This window comes from Pseudomonas sp. PF05, assembly GCF_056521845.1.
Genome location: NZ_JBWLPW010000002.1, coordinates 142,631 through 158,792, shown reverse-complemented (window position 1 = coordinate 158,792; position 16,162 = coordinate 142,631). Strand labels below are relative to the sequence as shown.

Annotated in this window: 14 protein-coding genes; 3 read left to right on the top strand and 11 right to left on the bottom strand. The window is 61.0% G+C overall.

Going from position 1 to position 16,162, the window contains the following annotated elements:
• Positions 1-7 precede the first annotated feature (7 nt).
• The 3 genes from AC09SL_RS05775 to AC09SL_RS05765 form a co-directional block, all read right to left on the bottom strand.
• Positions 8-1,012: an ABC transporter substrate-binding protein gene (locus AC09SL_RS05775; protein WP_058542374.1), complete on the bottom strand. Its 1,005-nt coding sequence runs from the start codon at positions 1,010-1,012 to the stop codon at positions 8-10.
• Entirely contained in the window at positions 996-2,015 is a 1,020-nt protein-coding gene (locus AC09SL_RS05770; RefSeq protein ID WP_058542375.1) for a LacI family DNA-binding transcriptional regulator, read from the bottom strand. The genes AC09SL_RS05775 and AC09SL_RS05770 overlap by 17 nt, the downstream gene beginning before the upstream one ends.
• Positions 2,016-2,151: 136 nt before the next feature.
• The gene (locus tag AC09SL_RS05765) at positions 2,152-3,360 is read right to left on the bottom strand and encodes an MFS transporter (RefSeq protein WP_058542376.1); all 1,209 of its coding nucleotides are present in this window, start codon (positions 3,358-3,360) and stop codon (positions 2,152-2,154) included.
• 152 nt (positions 3,361-3,512) lie between these two features.
• On the opposite strand from AC09SL_RS05765, the gene AC09SL_RS05760 reads away from it, so the two are divergent.
• Positions 3,513-4,394 carry a LysR family transcriptional regulator gene (locus AC09SL_RS05760; protein WP_058542377.1) on the top strand — a complete coding sequence of 294 codons (882 nt, stop codon included), beginning with the start codon at positions 3,513-3,515 and terminating at the stop codon, positions 4,392-4,394.
• Positions 4,395-4,437: 43 nt separating this feature from the next.
• Here AC09SL_RS05760 and AC09SL_RS05755 read toward each other — a convergent pair whose 3' ends face one another.
• Genes AC09SL_RS05755 through AC09SL_RS05720 form a run of 8 tightly spaced genes read right to left on the bottom strand, consistent with a single transcriptional unit; the run spans position 4,438 to position 13,406 of the window.
• The gene (locus AC09SL_RS05755; protein ID WP_058542378.1) at positions 4,438-5,217 is read right to left on the bottom strand and encodes an SDR family NAD(P)-dependent oxidoreductase; all 780 of its coding nucleotides are present in this window, start codon (positions 5,215-5,217) and stop codon (positions 4,438-4,440) included.
• 59 nt (positions 5,218-5,276) lie between these two features.
• Complete coding sequence (locus AC09SL_RS05750) at positions 5,277-6,536, bottom strand: TIGR02270 family protein (RefSeq protein ID WP_058542379.1); 1,260 nt, start codon at positions 6,534-6,536, stop codon at positions 5,277-5,279.
• Between the two features lie 19 nt (positions 6,537-6,555).
• Positions 6,556-7,434 carry a hypothetical protein gene (locus tag AC09SL_RS05745; RefSeq protein ID WP_058542380.1) on the bottom strand — a complete coding sequence of 293 codons (879 nt, stop codon included), beginning with the start codon at positions 7,432-7,434 and terminating at the stop codon, positions 6,556-6,558.
• 21 nt (positions 7,435-7,455) lie between these two features.
• Positions 7,456-8,541 (bottom strand): PAAR-like domain-containing protein, encoded by a 1,086-nt coding sequence (locus AC09SL_RS05740; RefSeq protein WP_058542381.1) that lies wholly within the window; start codon positions 8,539-8,541, stop codon positions 7,456-7,458.
• The gene (locus tag AC09SL_RS05735; protein WP_155742067.1) at positions 8,541-9,581 is read right to left on the bottom strand and encodes a beta-ketoacyl synthase N-terminal-like domain-containing protein; all 1,041 of its coding nucleotides are present in this window, start codon (positions 9,579-9,581) and stop codon (positions 8,541-8,543) included. The genes AC09SL_RS05740 and AC09SL_RS05735 overlap by 1 nt, the downstream gene beginning before the upstream one ends.
• Positions 9,578-10,690: a DUF2169 family type VI secretion system accessory protein gene (locus AC09SL_RS05730; protein WP_058542383.1), complete on the bottom strand. Its 1,113-nt coding sequence runs from the start codon at positions 10,688-10,690 to the stop codon at positions 9,578-9,580. The genes AC09SL_RS05735 and AC09SL_RS05730 overlap by 4 nt, the downstream gene beginning before the upstream one ends.
• A 15-nt stretch (positions 10,691-10,705) precedes the next feature.
• Complete coding sequence (locus tag AC09SL_RS05725; protein WP_058542384.1) at positions 10,706-11,164, bottom strand: DUF6484 domain-containing protein; 459 nt, start codon at positions 11,162-11,164, stop codon at positions 10,706-10,708.
• Positions 11,165-11,180: 16 nt separating this feature from the next.
• Positions 11,181-13,406 carry a type VI secretion system Vgr family protein gene (locus AC09SL_RS05720; protein WP_175359791.1) on the bottom strand — a complete coding sequence of 742 codons (2,226 nt, stop codon included), beginning with the start codon at positions 13,404-13,406 and terminating at the stop codon, positions 11,181-11,183.
• 553 nt (positions 13,407-13,959) lie between these two features.
• Between AC09SL_RS05720 and AC09SL_RS05715 the strand changes: the two genes are divergently transcribed.
• Both AC09SL_RS05715 and AC09SL_RS05710 read left to right on the top strand, forming a co-directional pair.
• On the top strand, positions 13,960-14,664 hold the full coding sequence (locus AC09SL_RS05715) for a heavy metal response regulator transcription factor (protein WP_058545947.1): 705 nt from the start codon (positions 13,960-13,962) through the stop codon (positions 14,662-14,664).
• Entirely contained in the window at positions 14,664-16,037 is a 1,374-nt protein-coding gene (locus tag AC09SL_RS05710; RefSeq protein ID WP_058545948.1) for a heavy metal sensor histidine kinase, read from the top strand. The genes AC09SL_RS05715 and AC09SL_RS05710 overlap by 1 nt, the downstream gene beginning before the upstream one ends.
• Positions 16,038-16,162: the final 125 nt, after the last annotated feature.

Below are 16,162 nucleotides of genomic sequence, written 5' to 3'. Positions count from 1 at the left end.
CGGTCACTTACTTGACCTCTTTGAGATAACGCGCGGAAAAGGCTTCCTGCGCCGCTGCCATCTGCTCGTAGTTGACCACGCCGGCCCGGGCGTAATCGCTGTCCGGCAGGAACTGCGCGGCGATGTCGGCAGGCATCTTCATCGCCCGCACCGGCCGCAGGTACGCCTTGGCCCAGAGCGCCTGGCCCTGATCGGACAGGACGAAATCCAGGACCTTCTCGGCGTTGGCTCGATGGGGCGCGTTGTCGACGATGCTCATCACGTAAGGCACGCTGATGCTGCCTTCCTTGGGAATCACGAAAGCCACGTTGGCCTTGTCTTTGTAGCGTGCCCGGTAGGCGTTGAAATCGTAATCCACCAGGATCGGCAACTCCCCGGACAATACCCGCGCATAAGCGGTCTGCTTGGGCACGATGGGCGAGTTTTTCGCCAGTTTCTGGAAGTAATCGATTGCGGGCGTGAAGTCATCGAGGCTGCCGCCCATGGCCTGGTTGATCGCTACCGCAGAAACGTAGCCGACGAACGCGCTGGACGGATCGAGGTAGCCGACCATGCCTTTGTACTCAGGCTTGAGCAGATCGCCCCAGCTTTGCGGCACGGGCAGGCCACCCAGCGCATCGACGTTGACCATGATGCCCAGGGTGCCGGAGTGAATGGCAAACCAGTGTCCTTGCGGGTCCTTCAAGCCAGCCGGGATCTGCTCCCAGCCCTTAGGTTTATAGGTGCCGACCACCCCGGCTTTTTGCGCCTGCAAACCGAAGGTCACGCCGTAATACACCACATCCGCCACTGGCGCGGCTTGCTCGGCCACCAGTTGTGCCAATGACTGCCCCGAGTTCTTGTTGTCCAGCGGGACCTGCACACCCGTGGTATCGGCAATGGCCTTGAGCTGCGTGCCCCAGTCGGCCCATTCCGGTGGGCAGTTGTAGCAGATCGCCGTTTCGGCAGCCTGGGCCAGGCTGGCCACGCCGCACAGCAGCAACGTCGCCAGGGTTTTACTGAAGCGGATCATCAAGTGTCTCCTCGTAGGGTTGAGTACTTTCGCCCGGTCGGATATGGCAGGGCAGGCAATGGGAAACAGGTGGGGCGCCGGCGATCTGCGCCAGCAGTTGGTCGATCACGGTGCAGGCCAGGGCCTCGATGGGCTGAACGACGCTGCACAGCGTCGGGTGCATCTGGGTGCCGAGGGCGATGCCGTCAAAGCCAATGACCGAAAGTTGCTGGGGGACGTGCCAGCCGTTGCGACGCAGTTGTGCAATCAGGCTGATTGCCAACAGGTCGTTGGAACAAACCAGCGCACTGAGGGCTTGCGGGCCTTGCAGCAATGGCGCGATGGCGGTGAAGTCGGCTTGGGTGTGGGCCGGCATTTCAATCACCGGCAGGCAGTCGAGACCGGCCTCACGCATGGCGTCGCAATAACCGGCGTAACGCAGGCGAGCACGGTCCGATTGCAGGGCAGGGCCGGCAACCATGCCAATGCGCCGATGCCCGGCCTCCAGCAGATAACGCGTGGCAAGGGCCATGCCGGCGCGGTTGTCCACCGACACGGCGCTGTAGTGCGGATTACCCGGCTGGTGATAGGCCAGCACGAAAGGTGTGTCCTCGTTGTCCAGGCTTTGCAGCACACGGTTGCTTTCGGCGTCGGTCACGGTGAGCACCAGGCCATCGACGCGCTGGCGCAACAACTCCTCCACCACCACGCTTTCGCGCTCGCTGCTGTAGTCGGTCGTGGCCAGGAGCAGGTTGTAGCCGCGCAAACGCGCCGCGTGTTCCATGGCCTGGAATTGTTCGGCGAACACTGGATTGAGCAGGTTAGGCACCACCACGCCGATCAGCTTGGTTACCTGCAGGCGCAGTTGGCGGCCAAGACGATTGGGCCGAAAACCCAGTTGGCGCGCAGCGGCGAACACTTGCTCGCGGGTGGCCGGACGCACCACTTCAGGGGAGGCAAAGGTGCGGGCCGCGGTGGCCCGCGAAACCCCAGCCAAACGTGCCACTTCTTTCAAATCAGTCATTGTCACTCGCTTGAGATCGATCTCATTGGCGAGGACAGTACTCAGGGCTTATGGCGTTTTGGCGACGCAGTGATGACGATTTGATGTCAGTTGCTGATGTCTATCGTTGAGGGGTATCCAGGGTGCATACGCATACTCAGCGCATGCTTGCGGTAAATCCGTACTGCCTGGCAGACCACACCACCGCCAACGTCAGCAACAGGAGAGCGACAAGCACAGGCGCAAACGCAACGACACCCAGGTGATCGAGCAGGACGCCCCCCACGATCCCGCCGCCGGCGATGGCGACGTTCCAGGCCGTGACCAACATCGACTGGGCGAGATCCGCTGCCTCTGCGGCCGTCTTGGCGATTGCCGTCTGGAACAACGTCCCGGCCCCTCCAAAAGCGATTCCCCAGGCCGCCACCGCGATGTAGGTCGCGGCGGGGCTGTCGCTCATGGCACCTAGCGTCAGTGCCGAGATTGCGAACAGCGCCGTGCTGGCAAGGGTCAATGCCCGTAGATGGCGATCGATCAGCACGCCGACAACCCAGATGCCCAGCAGCGATGCGACCCCGAAGACCAGCAGAACCAGGTCGGTCCGCTCGCCCAGGCCCGCCGCCATCAGGAACGGCGCGATATAGGTAAAAAGGATGTTGTGCGCCAGGACAAAGGCCAACACCACGAACAACACCGAGCGAACGCCCGGCAGGGTGAAGACCTGGCCCAAGGCAAGGCGTTTGCCGGTGGTTTTCCCAGGAAAGTCAGGCACCTTGAGTCGTACCCAGACCATCAGGGCGACGGCGAACAAGCTCATGATGGCGAAGCTCATCCGCCAACCGATCAAGTTACCGAGCAAGGTGCCGGCCGGTACGCCCAGGGATAGCGCCAAGGGTGCGCCAACCATGGCAATCGCAATCGCCCGACCTTTCTGGCTCTCGGGCACCATGCGGGCGGCATAACCGGCCAACAACGCCCAGAGCAGCCCGGCCGATACGCCCCCCAGCAAGCGTGCAACGATCGTCAAGCCGTAATGGGACGAAAGCGTCGTGACCGTATTGGCAACGGCAAAACCGGCAATGGCCAGCAGCAAGAGCGACCGGCGCCGCATGCCTTGGGTCGCGGCCGTCAAGGGAATGGCCGCCAGCAAGGAACCTATCGCGTAGACCGTGACCAACTGGCCGGCGAGGGCTTCGGAGATCGCCAGCCCTTCGCTGATCTGTGAGAGAAGGCCGGCGGGCAAGGCTTCGGTGAGAATGGTCACGAACGCCGCCAGTGCGAGGGCAAACAGTGATCCGATGGGCAGCGGTGCAGTGTCTTGAACGACCTCGGCATCGGCGTTGATATGGGTATTGGCAATCGTCATGTGTCACCTGCTTGGAACGCTTCTGGCCCGCCGGATAGCGGTGTCAGTCGCAGATTGATAAGTGCCGACTACGGTAAGTGCCCCTTCTTGGCGAGACAAGAATGCTAGAGTGCGCAACACATCGGAAAAAATGTCCGCAATAGGAGCCTGGCGTGGAGTCACTGAGCGGGATTGATTTTTTTGTTCGCGCGGCCGAAACCCGCAGCTTTTCAGAGGCGGGCAGGGCGCTTGGCATTTCGTCTTCGGCGGTGGGCAAAAGTGTGGCCCGGCTCGAGGAACGGCTGGGGGTGCGGTTGTTTCACCGCAGCACGCGCAGTATCACGTTGACGGCCGAAGGGACGCTTTTCCTCGAGCGTTGCCGGCGCATTCTCTGCGAAGTCGAAGCGGCCGAACTGGAACTGTCGGAAACCCGCAAAGCGCCGCGGGGCAAACTGCGCGTGAGTTTGCCCCTGGTTGCAGATCTGGTCATGCCGACGCTGATCGCCTTCATGCGCCGCTACCCCAGTATCGAACTGGACCTGGATTTCTCCGACAGGTTGGTGGACATCATCGAGGAAGGTTTTGATGCGGTCATTCGCACTGGAGAACCGAACGACTCCCGGCTGATGTCCCGTCCATTGGGCACGTTCAAGCTCGTCGTGGTCGGTTCGCCCCGGTACTTCGCCGAACACGGCACGCCGCAGGTGCCGGCGGACCTGCTGCGCCATGCCTGCCTGCTATACAAGTTTCCCAGCACTGGCAGGATGCAAGTCTGGCCGGTAAACGGCGATGGGGAGCCGGATCTCAACCTGCCGGCCACCCTGGTCTGCAACACCACCGAGGCGTTGCTGCACGTGGTGCATGACGCGCTGGGGATTGCCTGTGTGCCGGATTTCACCGTGCGCACTGCCATCGCCGCTGGCGAGCTGGTCACCGTCCTCGACGCGTTCAATCGGCATCAGAGCACTTTCCGCATGCTCTGGCCTTCAAGCAAGCACCTTGCGCCGAAGCTGCGGGTGTTCATTGATTTCATGAGCAGTGAGTTGTTCAAGTGACTCATCGGCGATACGTTCCAACCCCTGAGGGAGCCTGTTCAGATCAAGGAGCCTTGTTCTCGATCAGGCAGTTCCCACCATCCACCACAATGACTTCGCCCGTGAGGTAGCTCGCCTCTGAAGAGGCAAGGAAAGCCACCAGTGCAGCGACCTCTTCGGGACGTCCGGCGCGGCCCATCGGCGTGTAACCTGCTGCCTTGGCTTCCTCGGTAGTGGTCGATCCAGTGGTGATCCAGCCGGGAGCGACGCTGTTTACCGTGATCCCTTGCTGGGCGACTTCCAGCGCCAGGCTCATGCTCATTCCGACCATCGCGGCCTTCGCGGCGCTGTAAGCCGCTTCACCGGGGTTACTGCAGCGGGTGCCGGTAGTGGAACTGATGTTGACGATGCGCCCGTAACGACGCGCCCGCATGCCGGGCAGAACAGCCCGTGTAAGCAGAAAGGCCGTGGTCAGGTTTCGCGCCAGTGTCAGGTTCCAGGTGTGCAGATCCATGCTTGCCAAGTCGGAAAAAAACTCCGGGCTGCCTTGCATGGCCATGCCCGCATTGTTGACCAGGATATCGATCTGGCCCCAGAGGGACTCTGCCCACGCCATGAACTCACGAACCTGGCTTTCATCGGTAAGATCGAGGGCCCGGCCTTCGACTTCGAACCCTTCGGCGCGCAGTTCTGCGACGCGCTCGAGGATGCGCGCACTGCTTGCGGTGACGATCAGTCTGGCACCTGCAGTACCCAGTCTGCGCGCGATCGCCATGCCGATTCCGATCTCACTTCCGACCCCACTGACAAGGGCCACGGGGTTCTGTCCGGTTGGGTTTGGCATGGTGCCTCCAGAGGTTGTAAGTGATTGCCAGGTGTCGGCGCGCTATATAAACATTCTGATCAACGCCCGAACACCGTCGTCATCCCCAACAACCGCTTTTGCCGCCAAGCCGGTGCGCTCGTGGGGAAAAGCACTTCGGTTGGTCGATAGCGGGCGATGCCGCAGGCGGCGGCGATGCGCTGGCGTTGCTGGCCTCGGGCAAGGGCTTGCTGAAAACTGCTTTCACTCTGGGGCTGTCCCAGCACATAACCGACGCCCGCCTGGAAATCGCCGCCGTGGGCCTGCCACCAGTGGGTGGTTGACTGCGGGTCGGGCCAGGGCAGGTTTTCATCGGGGTCCATGGCGACATTGGGATCTTCAGGGTTGTCGTTCGGGCCCGCATCGAAATCCGGTAGGTCCTGCAGTTCCAGGTCGAGTAGCGCCAGATCAGCACCGGTGATCAGGCTGAAGGCTTCACCGGCGACCCGGGCATAAGGCAGGTCGCTCATCTGCTGGATCAACCACGGTACGCAGACCGGATCGCCCAGCAGCCCAAGGGCTTGGATGCCGATGCGCCGATCCCTGGGATCCTGTACCCACTGGCGTATCCAGGCGATGCTGGGCTCGCGTTCCTGCCAGGCCAGCAACACACAGAGCGCGCGGTACTGGAACTCGCCCGGTTGCTCGGCGAACCGGCGCAGTGGCTCCAGGGCTAGCTCATCACCCATCTGGGCGGTGGCCCAATTGGCCCAGAAACGCGTGGCGGCGTTCTCATGCAGGCGATGGGGACGAATCGTCGGTAGCAGGTCACGACGACGCAGCTCGCCAGCCGTGCGTGCGGCACGCGCCAGCACGCTGGGGTCTGCATCGTAAAGTCCGGCAAGCAGCGCGGGGCCAGGATCGTGGCGATGCATGCCGCAGGCCGCCAGGCCGAGGCGGCGAAACAGGGGCTCAGGGGCAGCGAACATGCGCTCGATCCAGGGCGATATCCGCTCCCAGTCGAGCCACCCGAGGGCCATCAAATATCCACGCTCCGTTTCCAAGGCACTGCGTAAATGAGTGCTGAGCCGCGACAGCACTTTCGCATCGGCCGTCTCGAAGGCCAGCACCACGCTGGCGAACATCTCGCCGACGGCGTGCGGGCCGATCTGGGCCAGCAGGGTCTCCAGGCCGGTGGTGCCGGCAATTCGAAGGCCGTCGAGGTGGGCGTCGAGGCGGTTGTCGAGGGTGCCAATCTGGTCCAGATCGTAGTGGGGTGCCCGTACGGCATAATCCCGCAGGGCCGCGAGGAAACTGACCTCTTCGGTGTGTTGGTCGAGAATCGGTGACAGACTTTCCATGGGCTTCCCTACACGCGTCTTAAGGACTGGGTATGCGTGTCCAATTCGCTCCGTCAAAAGCGGCAAGGTGTCGTTCGCCGGATGACCATAGGCACTGCTCATTCGCGTCCAGATATCTGAAGGTCTGATCGCCGGGAAGTCCCGTCTCGACCTTCTCCAGCGTGTCGCCTTGTAGCGTGTAGAGTGCTTTGGTGGTTGAAAGCCAGAGTTGATCATTGAACCAGGCCATGTCCCAGAATGTATCCTCGGTGAGCTCATGCTCAATGAGCTCCCAGCGGTCGAGACGACCTCGCATGACGATGCCCAGTTGGCCTGAGATGTAAACCACGCCATCGGGTGCGCAGAGGACGTTTTCCAGAATGATGTTGGTCGGACTTTCGCTTCGCTGCCAGGCGCCCTGCTGGCGGTACCAGATCTCGCCCTGGTTGCCGGCGGCATAGATTTCATCTTCACCAAAGCCATCGATGGATTCGAAGCCACTGAGGCTATCGGCGGTCGGATCTTCGACCACCCCTTGATCGCAGCGCTGCCAGATTCTGTCCTTTCGAACATGGACTTGGCGGCCGAAGCCTGTGGCATAGACATTTGCACCGATAGGACGGATGTCGCGCAGCAAGCCGTGCTTACTGGGCTTCTCCTCGACGATATCCTCGTAGGCTTGCCCGTCAGGCGCAGCGCGATGAACGCTACCATTGGCGCATAGCGTCAGAATTTCAGGAGGCGCGCCGCGAACAGCGCAGATGCCGGCGCAGATAGCCTGAACATAATAGTTGTCCCATGCTCCGGTCCATCGAAAGACTCGAGTACCGGGCTCGCGTTTGGAGTAGGCGAGTACATAAACGCGGTTTTTATCAAAGACTGCTATTCGGCTCAGTGTCCAATCCAATGTTTGAGTCATGTCGTCCTTGCTCCAATTGCGCTACCAAGCACTGATAGTGACCTCTGGGATCATGTCGTGGGCCAGCGCTTTCTGATTGTCTTGAAGGTTGGGTGTGTGGGTCCTCACCGGGGTCTTGTCCCTGACACCTACCGTATTCTTATGGTAAGCGTCTAACTGTGCTTCCAGACATTTCTTTGAGCATTTCGATTTCGGAAAGGTTTGCTGAAGCGCTCGCACGCCCGCTGAACGAGATTGGCCATAATTCCAGGCGTAGTCCTTTTGACCGGGCGGTGCGCCCTCGATGGCTGCCTGTTCCAGCTTGCCTTGGGCTGCATGCATGAAGCCATGGTCACCTTCATAGCGTCCACTTCCGTCTTGAGGGCATTGCACGCAAATGCACGGTGCATCTTTTTCGTCGTAATTGGGGAACTGAGGAAGAGGCGTTTGGCGACCTGAACCTGTCGCTGTAAAACTATGGGCTTCAACGAGGTGGTGGCCGGTTTCGCCAGGACAACAGGCCACTTGACTGTTCTGCGCCTTGGAATCCGCCTGCTTCTTGGACACCAGCAAACACTTTTTTGCGGCCGTACAGGCCTTGTCGTCACACCGCTGCGCTTTGGTCGGCAGTCCCCCGCAAGCCTTGTTTTTCCTGGCCACTTCTTTCTTGCAACGCTCGATGGGCGTCGTCGCTGCTGCGTCGGCATAAGCCCAAGGAGGCGTATTTCCGGGCTTGGATGCGTGGTTGTGAGTCATCAGGTCCAAGTGCCTGACGACATTTTCTCCTTCAAACTTCACGTCCATCGACCAAGCAATGAAGTACACCTTCCCCTTGATCTTGCTGGTCACCACGCCTTTCTTCGGCGCGTTCCCGGCTTCATCTCCCGTACTGGTCTTGAAACAGCTCTTGTCCTTGAGCATCACCTCCTTGCCGGTGATTTTGACCGTTCGTGTACCCCGGGTCGTGTCCTTGGCCATGCCAGTATTTGGGTAGGGGATCGGCACCCCCAGCGGGGTGGGCGGAGCCTGCGGCGGGGTGAAACAGACATCTGGAAAGCAGGCGATCGACTTGCCCGCCGCCGACTTGCAGGAAACCTCCATATTGTTGGCGTAGACCTCATTCGCCATTACGCAGCCCTCACAGTCTGGTAACTGAGCAGTGCAACGGCGCGTTCGCCTGCGTCGTTGCCCAGGTGGCAGAAGATATTCGGACCTTCGCCGTAGCCTTTACGACTGGCGGCCAACGCCACGGCGAGCATGACCGGGCCGATGGCGGCGCCGACTTCGCCGATGCAGTCGGCCGGGTGCCAGAGATGGAAGAATTCCTTGCGCACGCGCAGGGTCCGGCTGAGGACCAAGGAGGCTTCCTTGAAGTAGTACTGCTCGCCGGAGATGTCGGTGAGCCGATAATCCATTTGCTCCAATCCACAGCCGGCTTCGCTCAGCGCAGTGCGTACGGCTTGAGTCAGGCCTTCGGCGCGCAGGGGAATGTCTTCGGCCTCCACCGTGGCCTTCTCCACACCGAACCCCAGGCCGATGCAGGCCAGTTGCGGTGTTGCGCTGGCAACTGGAGCGGCCAGTACCACGGCCGCAGCACCTTCTCCGGGAATAAAACCGTTCGAGTTCTCGCTGGTCAGCAGGCGCTCGCGCGCTTCGAAGGCGGCCAGGGTCGGTCCGCAAAGGAGGGAGTCCACGCCAGCGACCAGCACATGGCGATGGCCGCCCCGGTAGATCAGCGTGCGCGCGTCAAGCAGGGCTACTGCAGCGCTGACCCGGCCGCGGGCGATGATGTCGGAGTCAGGATGAAAGCGCAGGCCCAGTTCAGCTTCGATGTCCTGCAACAGTCTTTTATCGAGGCCATCAAGGCGGCCGGGGCGCGCGGCTTCGGCCACGCCCAGCAGCAGCGGGGTCTTTTCCGGGTCGACCCCAGGGGTGCTCTGTAATGCCTCGGCGATCGCGCGGGCGGCCATCTTGATCAGCTTGGTGCGGCCGCGCCAGGACTGTTCCAGAGGTACGCTGGCGGCAATCAGCCATTCGCCACCTTGGTCGATGAAGCGGGTTTCCTGAAAGTTGTCGATGGCGCAGCGGATCGCCGCGCAGCTTGCAGGTGCACTGAGGCCGACAGCGCTGACCATGCCGGAGCCGATGATGCAAAGCGCGCTCATCAGTCCGTCTCCTCCGGCGCCTGCTTGGCTCTTACCAGGGAGGAGAGCGAAGGGTAGTAATCCTTGCCCAATTCACGGGCACGCCACCAACCCGTGGACATGGTGCCAACCAGCACCTGGGCGATCTCGAACAGGTTGCGCCGTAGGGGACGGGAGATACGCCAAGTCAGTTGCACCTGGCGCGCGTCTGTGTCGATCAGCAGGGTGTCGATCACCGCCTGCACCGTCTCATGGCCGCCTTTATTCAGAAAGAACGTCACCGGCACGTCCATTTCGGGGATGCGAAAGCCCGCGCGCTCCTGGGGCGTGAGGTTGAGCAGCAACACATCCTCGCCGCCACGCAGGTAAGCAATCTGCTGATCGTCAGGGGCCGCCTGGAAGTAGCGACGGTCGAAATCCTGTGGCAGAAACGGAAAGCAGTCGGCCAACCAGGCATCGTCGTAAGTACCGGCGAAGCGAGCGCGCTGCGGCCAGCTGCGGCCGATGGGGCCGAGGGCCATCGGGCGGAAGTCGCCAGTGGGACTGTCGATCGGCTTGCCCAGTTCCTCCGTAGTCGGCATTGGCTTGTAAGCGACTTCAGCACTGTCGATGCTGCCTGGGAACCAACCGCAACCGCTGGGATTGTCCGGGTAGCAATGACGCATATCCGGATTCTTGGCCATGGGATGGGAACCTCCGTAGGCCTGGGCATAGGAGATGTCCTGCTCGGTAAAGGGTTGCGGTAAACCGGGAGAAACGCCCAATAGCCCCGGTTGCCATTGCCTGGGGCCGAGGACGGAAAAGGCCTTGCTCATCTGACCGATGCGAATGCCCGCTGCCAACTGCGTCACAGGCCGCCCGCCTGGGGCATAGGCCTTGCCGCGTACCAGTACATCGCAGAACGGCTTGATCGGGGCGAAGTCCATTTCCTGCAGCGGAGCGCTGAGGCCAGGCTCGCCGAAGAATGTATCGGCCATCAGCAGTGGCTGCTGAGTGTCGGCGAGGGTTGCCGCACGGCCGTCCAGCGGCAAATTGAACGTGCCTTTGGCCACGATCACCAGGGATTCGCGGCCATCGGGCGCCAGACCCTGGGTGTAGGCAGCAAGCAGTTTGCTGGCGTTGAGCAGCTCCATAAATCGACTACCTGTCTAGTTGATCTGCACCGAACCGCCCTTGATACGGTTCACGCCGGATGATCGGCTCGAAAGATAGGTCCCTCGAATCAGTATCTTGCCCTCGCGGGTGAGGGTGATGCTGGCTTTGCCGCAGCGCAGGACGATTTCCCGCTCCGCGGTGAACTCCAGGCGCTCGCCGTCCAGGTGGGCGACGGCTGGCGTTGTGGTTTGCGGCAGGCGTTGGATGCGACCGATCACCAGCGGTCGTGTCAGGTCGCCGGCCTCGAACATCAGTGCGACCTGGGCGCCGATGTCCTCGCGGCTGAGCGGTGTGGTGGTGCGTGCGGCGAGGCCGCCGTCAGCAGGGCAGCCGGGAAACGCCACGACCGGGGCGTCGGCCTTGGGCACATCCAGCAGCAGGCCGATCACGACGCCATCCACGCGCGTCGGCGCGGCAGTGGAGGCGGCGGGCAGGTAGTATTCGACGGTCATCGCACACGCTCCATGACTAGTTCTGCAGAATCTTCTGGCCTTTGACGACCACGTTCTTGTTGGCCTTGATCTTGATGGCGCCGGAGCCATCGATGGTGATGTTCTTGCCGCTGATCATGATCGTGCCGTCCTTCTTCATCGTGATGCTGGCGTCGCCCGTGGTCAGGCTGATGGAGTCGCCGGCGGTAAGGGAGAAGTGCTTGCCAACGTCCAGGCTGTCGTTCTGCTTGATGTTGGTGGTGCGGTTCTGGGCGACATCGCGGGATTCGTTCTGGCCGATCTGGGTGCTCTGGTTGCCGTTGATCTCGATGCCTTCGTTGCCCTGGACCGTTTCGTTACGGTTACCCTTGATGCCGATCGTCTCGTTGCCGCCCACGTCCTCGGTGCGGTTACTCACGATGGTGATGGTCTCATTGGCACCGACCTTTTCCGTTCGGTCCGCGCCGATGGTAATCGTCTCATTGCTGCCGACGTCCTCGGTGCGATTGGCGCCGATGGTGATTTTCTCGTTACTGCCGACATCTTCGGTGCGGTTCACACCGATGGAGATGGTTTCGTTATTGCCGACATTTTCCTTGCGATCCACACCGATGGTGATGGTTTCGTTGTTATCGACGGTTTCAGTACGGTCGTGTTTGACGTGCACGGTTTCGTCGTTGTCGATGGTCTTGCGGCGATCATGGCCGACCCAGTGGGTCTCGTCGTTCTCGACTTCGATGTCCTGGTTCTTCTCGGCGTGAATAAACAGTTGCTCCGCGCCTTTCTTGTCCTCCATGCGGATTTCATTGAAGTTGGCCGGTGAGCCGCCCTTGCTAGAGCGACTTTTCACCCCACTCTGGGTGGCATTGGCCGGCAATCCGTAGGGCACGGTCTGTTCGGCGTTGTAGACGCGGCCGGTGATGATCGGTCGATCCGGATCGCCCTCCAGGAAACTGACGATCACTTCCTGGCCGATCCGCGGAAGCTGCACCGAGCCCCAGTTCTTGCCGGCCCAGGCCTGGGACACACGAATCCAGCAGGAGCTGTTTTCGTTGGACTGGTCGTGCCGATCCCAGTGGAAATGCACTTTGACCCGGCCATACTGGTCGGTCCAGATCTCCTCGCCACTGGGGCCGACCACCACGGCGGTCTGCGGGCCGCGAACAATGGGCATGGGGGTGAGGGGGAGAGGGCGGAAGGCCTGGTTGGCATCCATGCAGTCCAGCTCGCTGACGAACTGTTCGGCGATGTCCGACTGGCCGCTTTCATAGGCTTCCTGACGGATCTGATAACGGGCGACCACCACCAGGTACTCGCGGTTCTGGTCCGCACGGTCGTAACCCGTCAGCGTGAACACATGACCGCAACCGATTCCGCGAGCGCGACCGCGTAATTGCACACGCTCGAACTGGCTGTGAATGGCTTCTATGCGGGTACGCGCGTAGTGATCGCCATCGTTGCTCTGGACGTATTCACCCGGGTAGTCGTAGAGCGGGTAGTCGGCGTTGGTGTGGGTGCGCGGCACACTGGAGCGCACCTCGAGGCTGGCCCGTGGGCGCAGGAAGTCATAGTCGTTCAGGGCCAGCGAACCGGGCTGTACTTCCCGTGCCAGTTGCCAGTCGTAGAAATGATCGCGCTCGCGCATTTGCCGATCAGGCGGATAGAAGGGCACCGAGGCGTAGTCTGGTGCCGTGGTGTGGGCGCCATAGGCGTCGGCCAACACCAACACATGACGCGCCTCTTCATGGCGAAAGTAGTAATAGATGCCTTCCTGCTCCATCAACCGACTGACGAAGTCGAAGCTGGTTTCGCGGTACTGCACGCAATATTCCCATTCACGGTAGCTGCCGCTCAGGCTGTCCTCGAAATCGGAAAAGCCGAGGTCGCGGAACACCTGCTTGATGATGTCCGGCACTGTCTTGTTCTGGAAAATCCGGCAGTCGGAGGTGCGCGTGAGCAGCCAGAACCAGGGGCGCAGACTGACGCGGTAACCGGCGAACTGACCGTGGCCGGTCAATTGCCGGCAACTGCAGACAATGCCGTGGAAGTAGCGCTTGCCGCCGTCATACAGTTCCAGGGCCAGGCCCATCGGCTTGCCCAGCAACTGGTCGAACGTGATCGCCCGGTTTTCGGAAGTCAGGTCCAATTCGTAATGGAACAACCGCCCCAACTCTTCGCTGCCGTCCATGCTTTGCAGCAACAGGACATCGTCGCCGAGAGGGCTGTCGACCTGTACCAAGCGATTGTTTTGCGTGATTGCCATGAGCGGCTTCCTTGGCTCGGGTTCGGGCGTCAGTTGGCCGTCATCAGTAAGGTGGCGTCGTGAGCAGGGGCGTCGGCATAGGGGATGCCTGGGGGAATCGGAATCGAGTCCAACAATTGCTGTACATCCACCACAGAGGTGATCTCCTTATCGGTCTTGCGGTCTTCAATCAACGTGAAGGTACGAGCAGATCCGTATCCTGCGGATTAACGTATGTCTGGCCCGTTAGATAACGTTCCAGCATCGCCTCAAACGGGACGGATACCTGACGTCAAGATAGGTGACGGAAGGTCGTTTACGTAGTTTCGTTAGCTATAGCCGTAATTCAAAAATCGAATAACTCAGTGAGAATGACGAACTCGGTCCTTAAGGACTTTCTGACAAGAATGTCAGGAGGCGGTCAGCCTGGGGACACCTTCGCGGCCTAGACTGGGGAAAATGTACATCCAGGCGATCTTGCAGGGGGGCTTGAAGCATCAGCACCAAGCCAAACATCAGGATCGACTGTTTGGGCTCCTAATGTGTGGCACTGTTTTAAGAGAGGCGTTACCCGATGCGTTTGCTCATTGTCGAGGACGAAGAAAAAACCTCCTCCTACGTCCACCGTGGCTTGACTGAGCTCGGCTACATTGTCGACGTCGCGACTAATGGCATCGATGGCCTGCACTATGCGTTGGAATGGGAATACGACGTGGTGATCCTGGATGTGATGCTGCCGGGCAAGGACGGCTACGACGTGCTGCAAGGCCTGCGCCTGCAAAAGAAAACCCCGGTCATCATGCTGTCGGCCAGGGGCACGGTGGATGACCGCATTCGAGGGCTGCGCGAGGGTGCCGATGATTATCTGGGCAAGCCTTTTTCGTTTGCCGAACTTGTCGCACGTGTGCAGGCCTTGATCCGTCGTCGCGCCGGAGACACGGCTGACCTGACGCATTTGCGCATCGATGACCTGGAGGTCGATCTACAGGCGCGCAAGGTGACCCGGGGCGGGCTGCGGCTGGACCTGACGGCCAAGGAGTTCTCCCTGTTGAGCCTGTTGGCGCGACATCAGGGCGAAATTCTGTCCAAGTTGATGATTGCCGAGCAGGTCTGGGACATGAACTTCGACAGTGATGCCAACGTGGTCGAGGTGGCGATCAAGCGCGTGCGCGCCAAGATAGATGCCCCGTATCCGCGCAAGCTGCTGCACACCGTCCGCGGCATGGGGTATGTGCTGGAAAGCCGTGAGGTCGATAGCAGGCAAAGTGGAACGCCTTGATGAAAAGATCGATCGCCAAGCGGCTCGCCCTGATGTTCGCCCTCGCTGTCCTGCTGATCATGTCGATCAGCGCGACGCTGTTGCGCTGTTCCTTGAAGCAATCGCTCGATGAGCAGATGCAGAACGAATTGGTCCTGCGCCATTCCGTGCTTGACCCGGTACTGGCGAAATATGATTCGCCGACGTTTTGGGTCGGTTTGCGGCAGAAGCTCGACGGCCTGACGCCAACGGATGAACGGGTGCGCTATTGGATCCTGGTAGACAACCCGGCCTTCAGTTACGGCGGGGCGATGCCGGACGGGCAGGATTGGTCGAAGCGCTCCGATGGGCTTTTTACCGTCGACCTGCCTGAGCGAGAGCGTCCCATGATGGTGCTGCTCAAGACCATTCCAGCCATGGGCAACCGTCCGGAACTGCGGTTTATCGTGGGGCTGGATTCAACGCCGTTCAGGAAGACCCTGGACCACTTCACCAAGATACTGATCCTGACCTCGGCGTTGGGCATCGGGCTGGTCGCGCTGCTCGGTTACTGGATCGCGCGTTTCGGCCTGGCGCCGGTGAGACGACTGAGCCGTCAAGCCAATAGCCTGCCGCCGGGGGATTCGAAGCAGCGGCTGGACACCGAGGCGCTGCCAGGCGAGTTGCAGGAGCTGGCGGTGTCGTTCAACGGCGCCCTGGCTCGCCAGGAAGCGGCCTGGTGTCAGCTCGAAGGGTTCAACGCCAATGTGGCTCATGAGCTGCGAACGCCATTGACCAACCTGATCGGACAGACCCAGGTGGCATTGGCCCACGGGCGCGAGGTGAGCGAGCTTCAGGACCTGCTGCAGTCGAACCTCGAAGAGCTGGAACGGATGGGCACCATCGTCAATGACATGCTGTTCCTGGCGGGGGCGGAAAGCGGGCAGCGGGCAACCGAGCTCAGTGATGTCTCGCTTTATGAAGAGGCGTCGAAGACGTTGGAGTATCTGGAACCGGTGTTGCACGACAAACAGCTGAGCGTAGTGATTCAAGGCGACATGCGCGTGTGCATCGACCGACGCCTTTTTCACCGCTCCCTGGCCAATCTGATACAGAACGCGGCACGCTACGCGGTGCCGACCAGCACCATCACGGTAAGCGTGGTCAGCCACGGCATGCAGGTCGAGGTGAGCGTGTCCAATGCCGGCGAGCCCATCGACAATGTTCACCTGGAGCGTTTGTTCGAGCGCTTCTATCGCGCCGACGCCGCCCGGGCACGAAGCGATGCGCACCATGGCCTGGGCCTTTCCATCGTGCGGGCGGTGGCGTCCATGCACGGTGGGCGGGTGTTTGCCCACAGCAAGGATGGGCTCAATACGTTCGGATTTTCCTTGATGAACCAGGCGGCGCGCTAGCCGTCGCTCCATTGCGCGTGGTTCGCCGGCGTTCTCGCTTTTGACATGTTCCTGTCAGTCAGCAGTCACCTTGGCGTCAGTCGCCCCCTCCTAGAGTGCTACGACCATCCCGGTAAAGGCAGTCG

Coding starts and splice junctions, on each gene's coding strand:
- AC09SL_RS05775 (WP_058542374.1), bottom strand. CDS start 1,012: ATGATCCGCTTCAGTAAAACCCTGGCGACGTTGCTGCTGTGCGGCGTG.
- AC09SL_RS05770 (WP_058542375.1), bottom strand. CDS start 2,015: ATGACTGATTTGAAAGAAGTGGCACGTTTGGCTGGGGTTTCGCGGGCC.
- AC09SL_RS05765 (WP_058542376.1), bottom strand. CDS start 3,360: ATGACGATTGCCAATACCCATATCAACGCCGATGCCGAGGTCGTTCAA.
- AC09SL_RS05755 (WP_058542378.1), bottom strand. CDS start 5,217: ATGCCAAACCCAACCGGACAGAACCCCGTGGCCCTTGTCAGTGGGGTC.
- AC09SL_RS05750 (WP_058542379.1), bottom strand. CDS start 6,536: ATGGAAAGTCTGTCACCGATTCTCGACCAACACACCGAAGAGGTCAGT.
- AC09SL_RS05745 (WP_058542380.1), bottom strand. CDS start 7,434: ATGACTCAAACATTGGATTGGACACTGAGCCGAATAGCAGTCTTTGAT.
- AC09SL_RS05740 (WP_058542381.1), bottom strand. CDS start 8,541: ATGGCGAATGAGGTCTACGCCAACAATATGGAGGTTTCCTGCAAGTCG.
- AC09SL_RS05730 (WP_058542383.1), bottom strand. CDS start 10,690: ATGGAGCTGCTCAACGCCAGCAAACTGCTTGCTGCCTACACCCAGGGT.
- AC09SL_RS05725 (WP_058542384.1), bottom strand. CDS start 11,164: ATGACCGTCGAATACTACCTGCCCGCCGCCTCCACTGCCGCGCCGACG.
- AC09SL_RS05720 (WP_175359791.1), bottom strand. CDS start 13,406: ATGGCAATCACGCAAAACAATCGCTTGGTACAGGTCGACAGCCCTCTC.
- AC09SL_RS05715 (WP_058545947.1), top strand. CDS start 13,960: ATGCGTTTGCTCATTGTCGAGGACGAAGAAAAAACCTCCTCCTACGTC.
- AC09SL_RS05710 (WP_058545948.1), top strand. CDS start 14,664: ATGAAAAGATCGATCGCCAAGCGGCTCGCCCTGATGTTCGCCCTCGCT.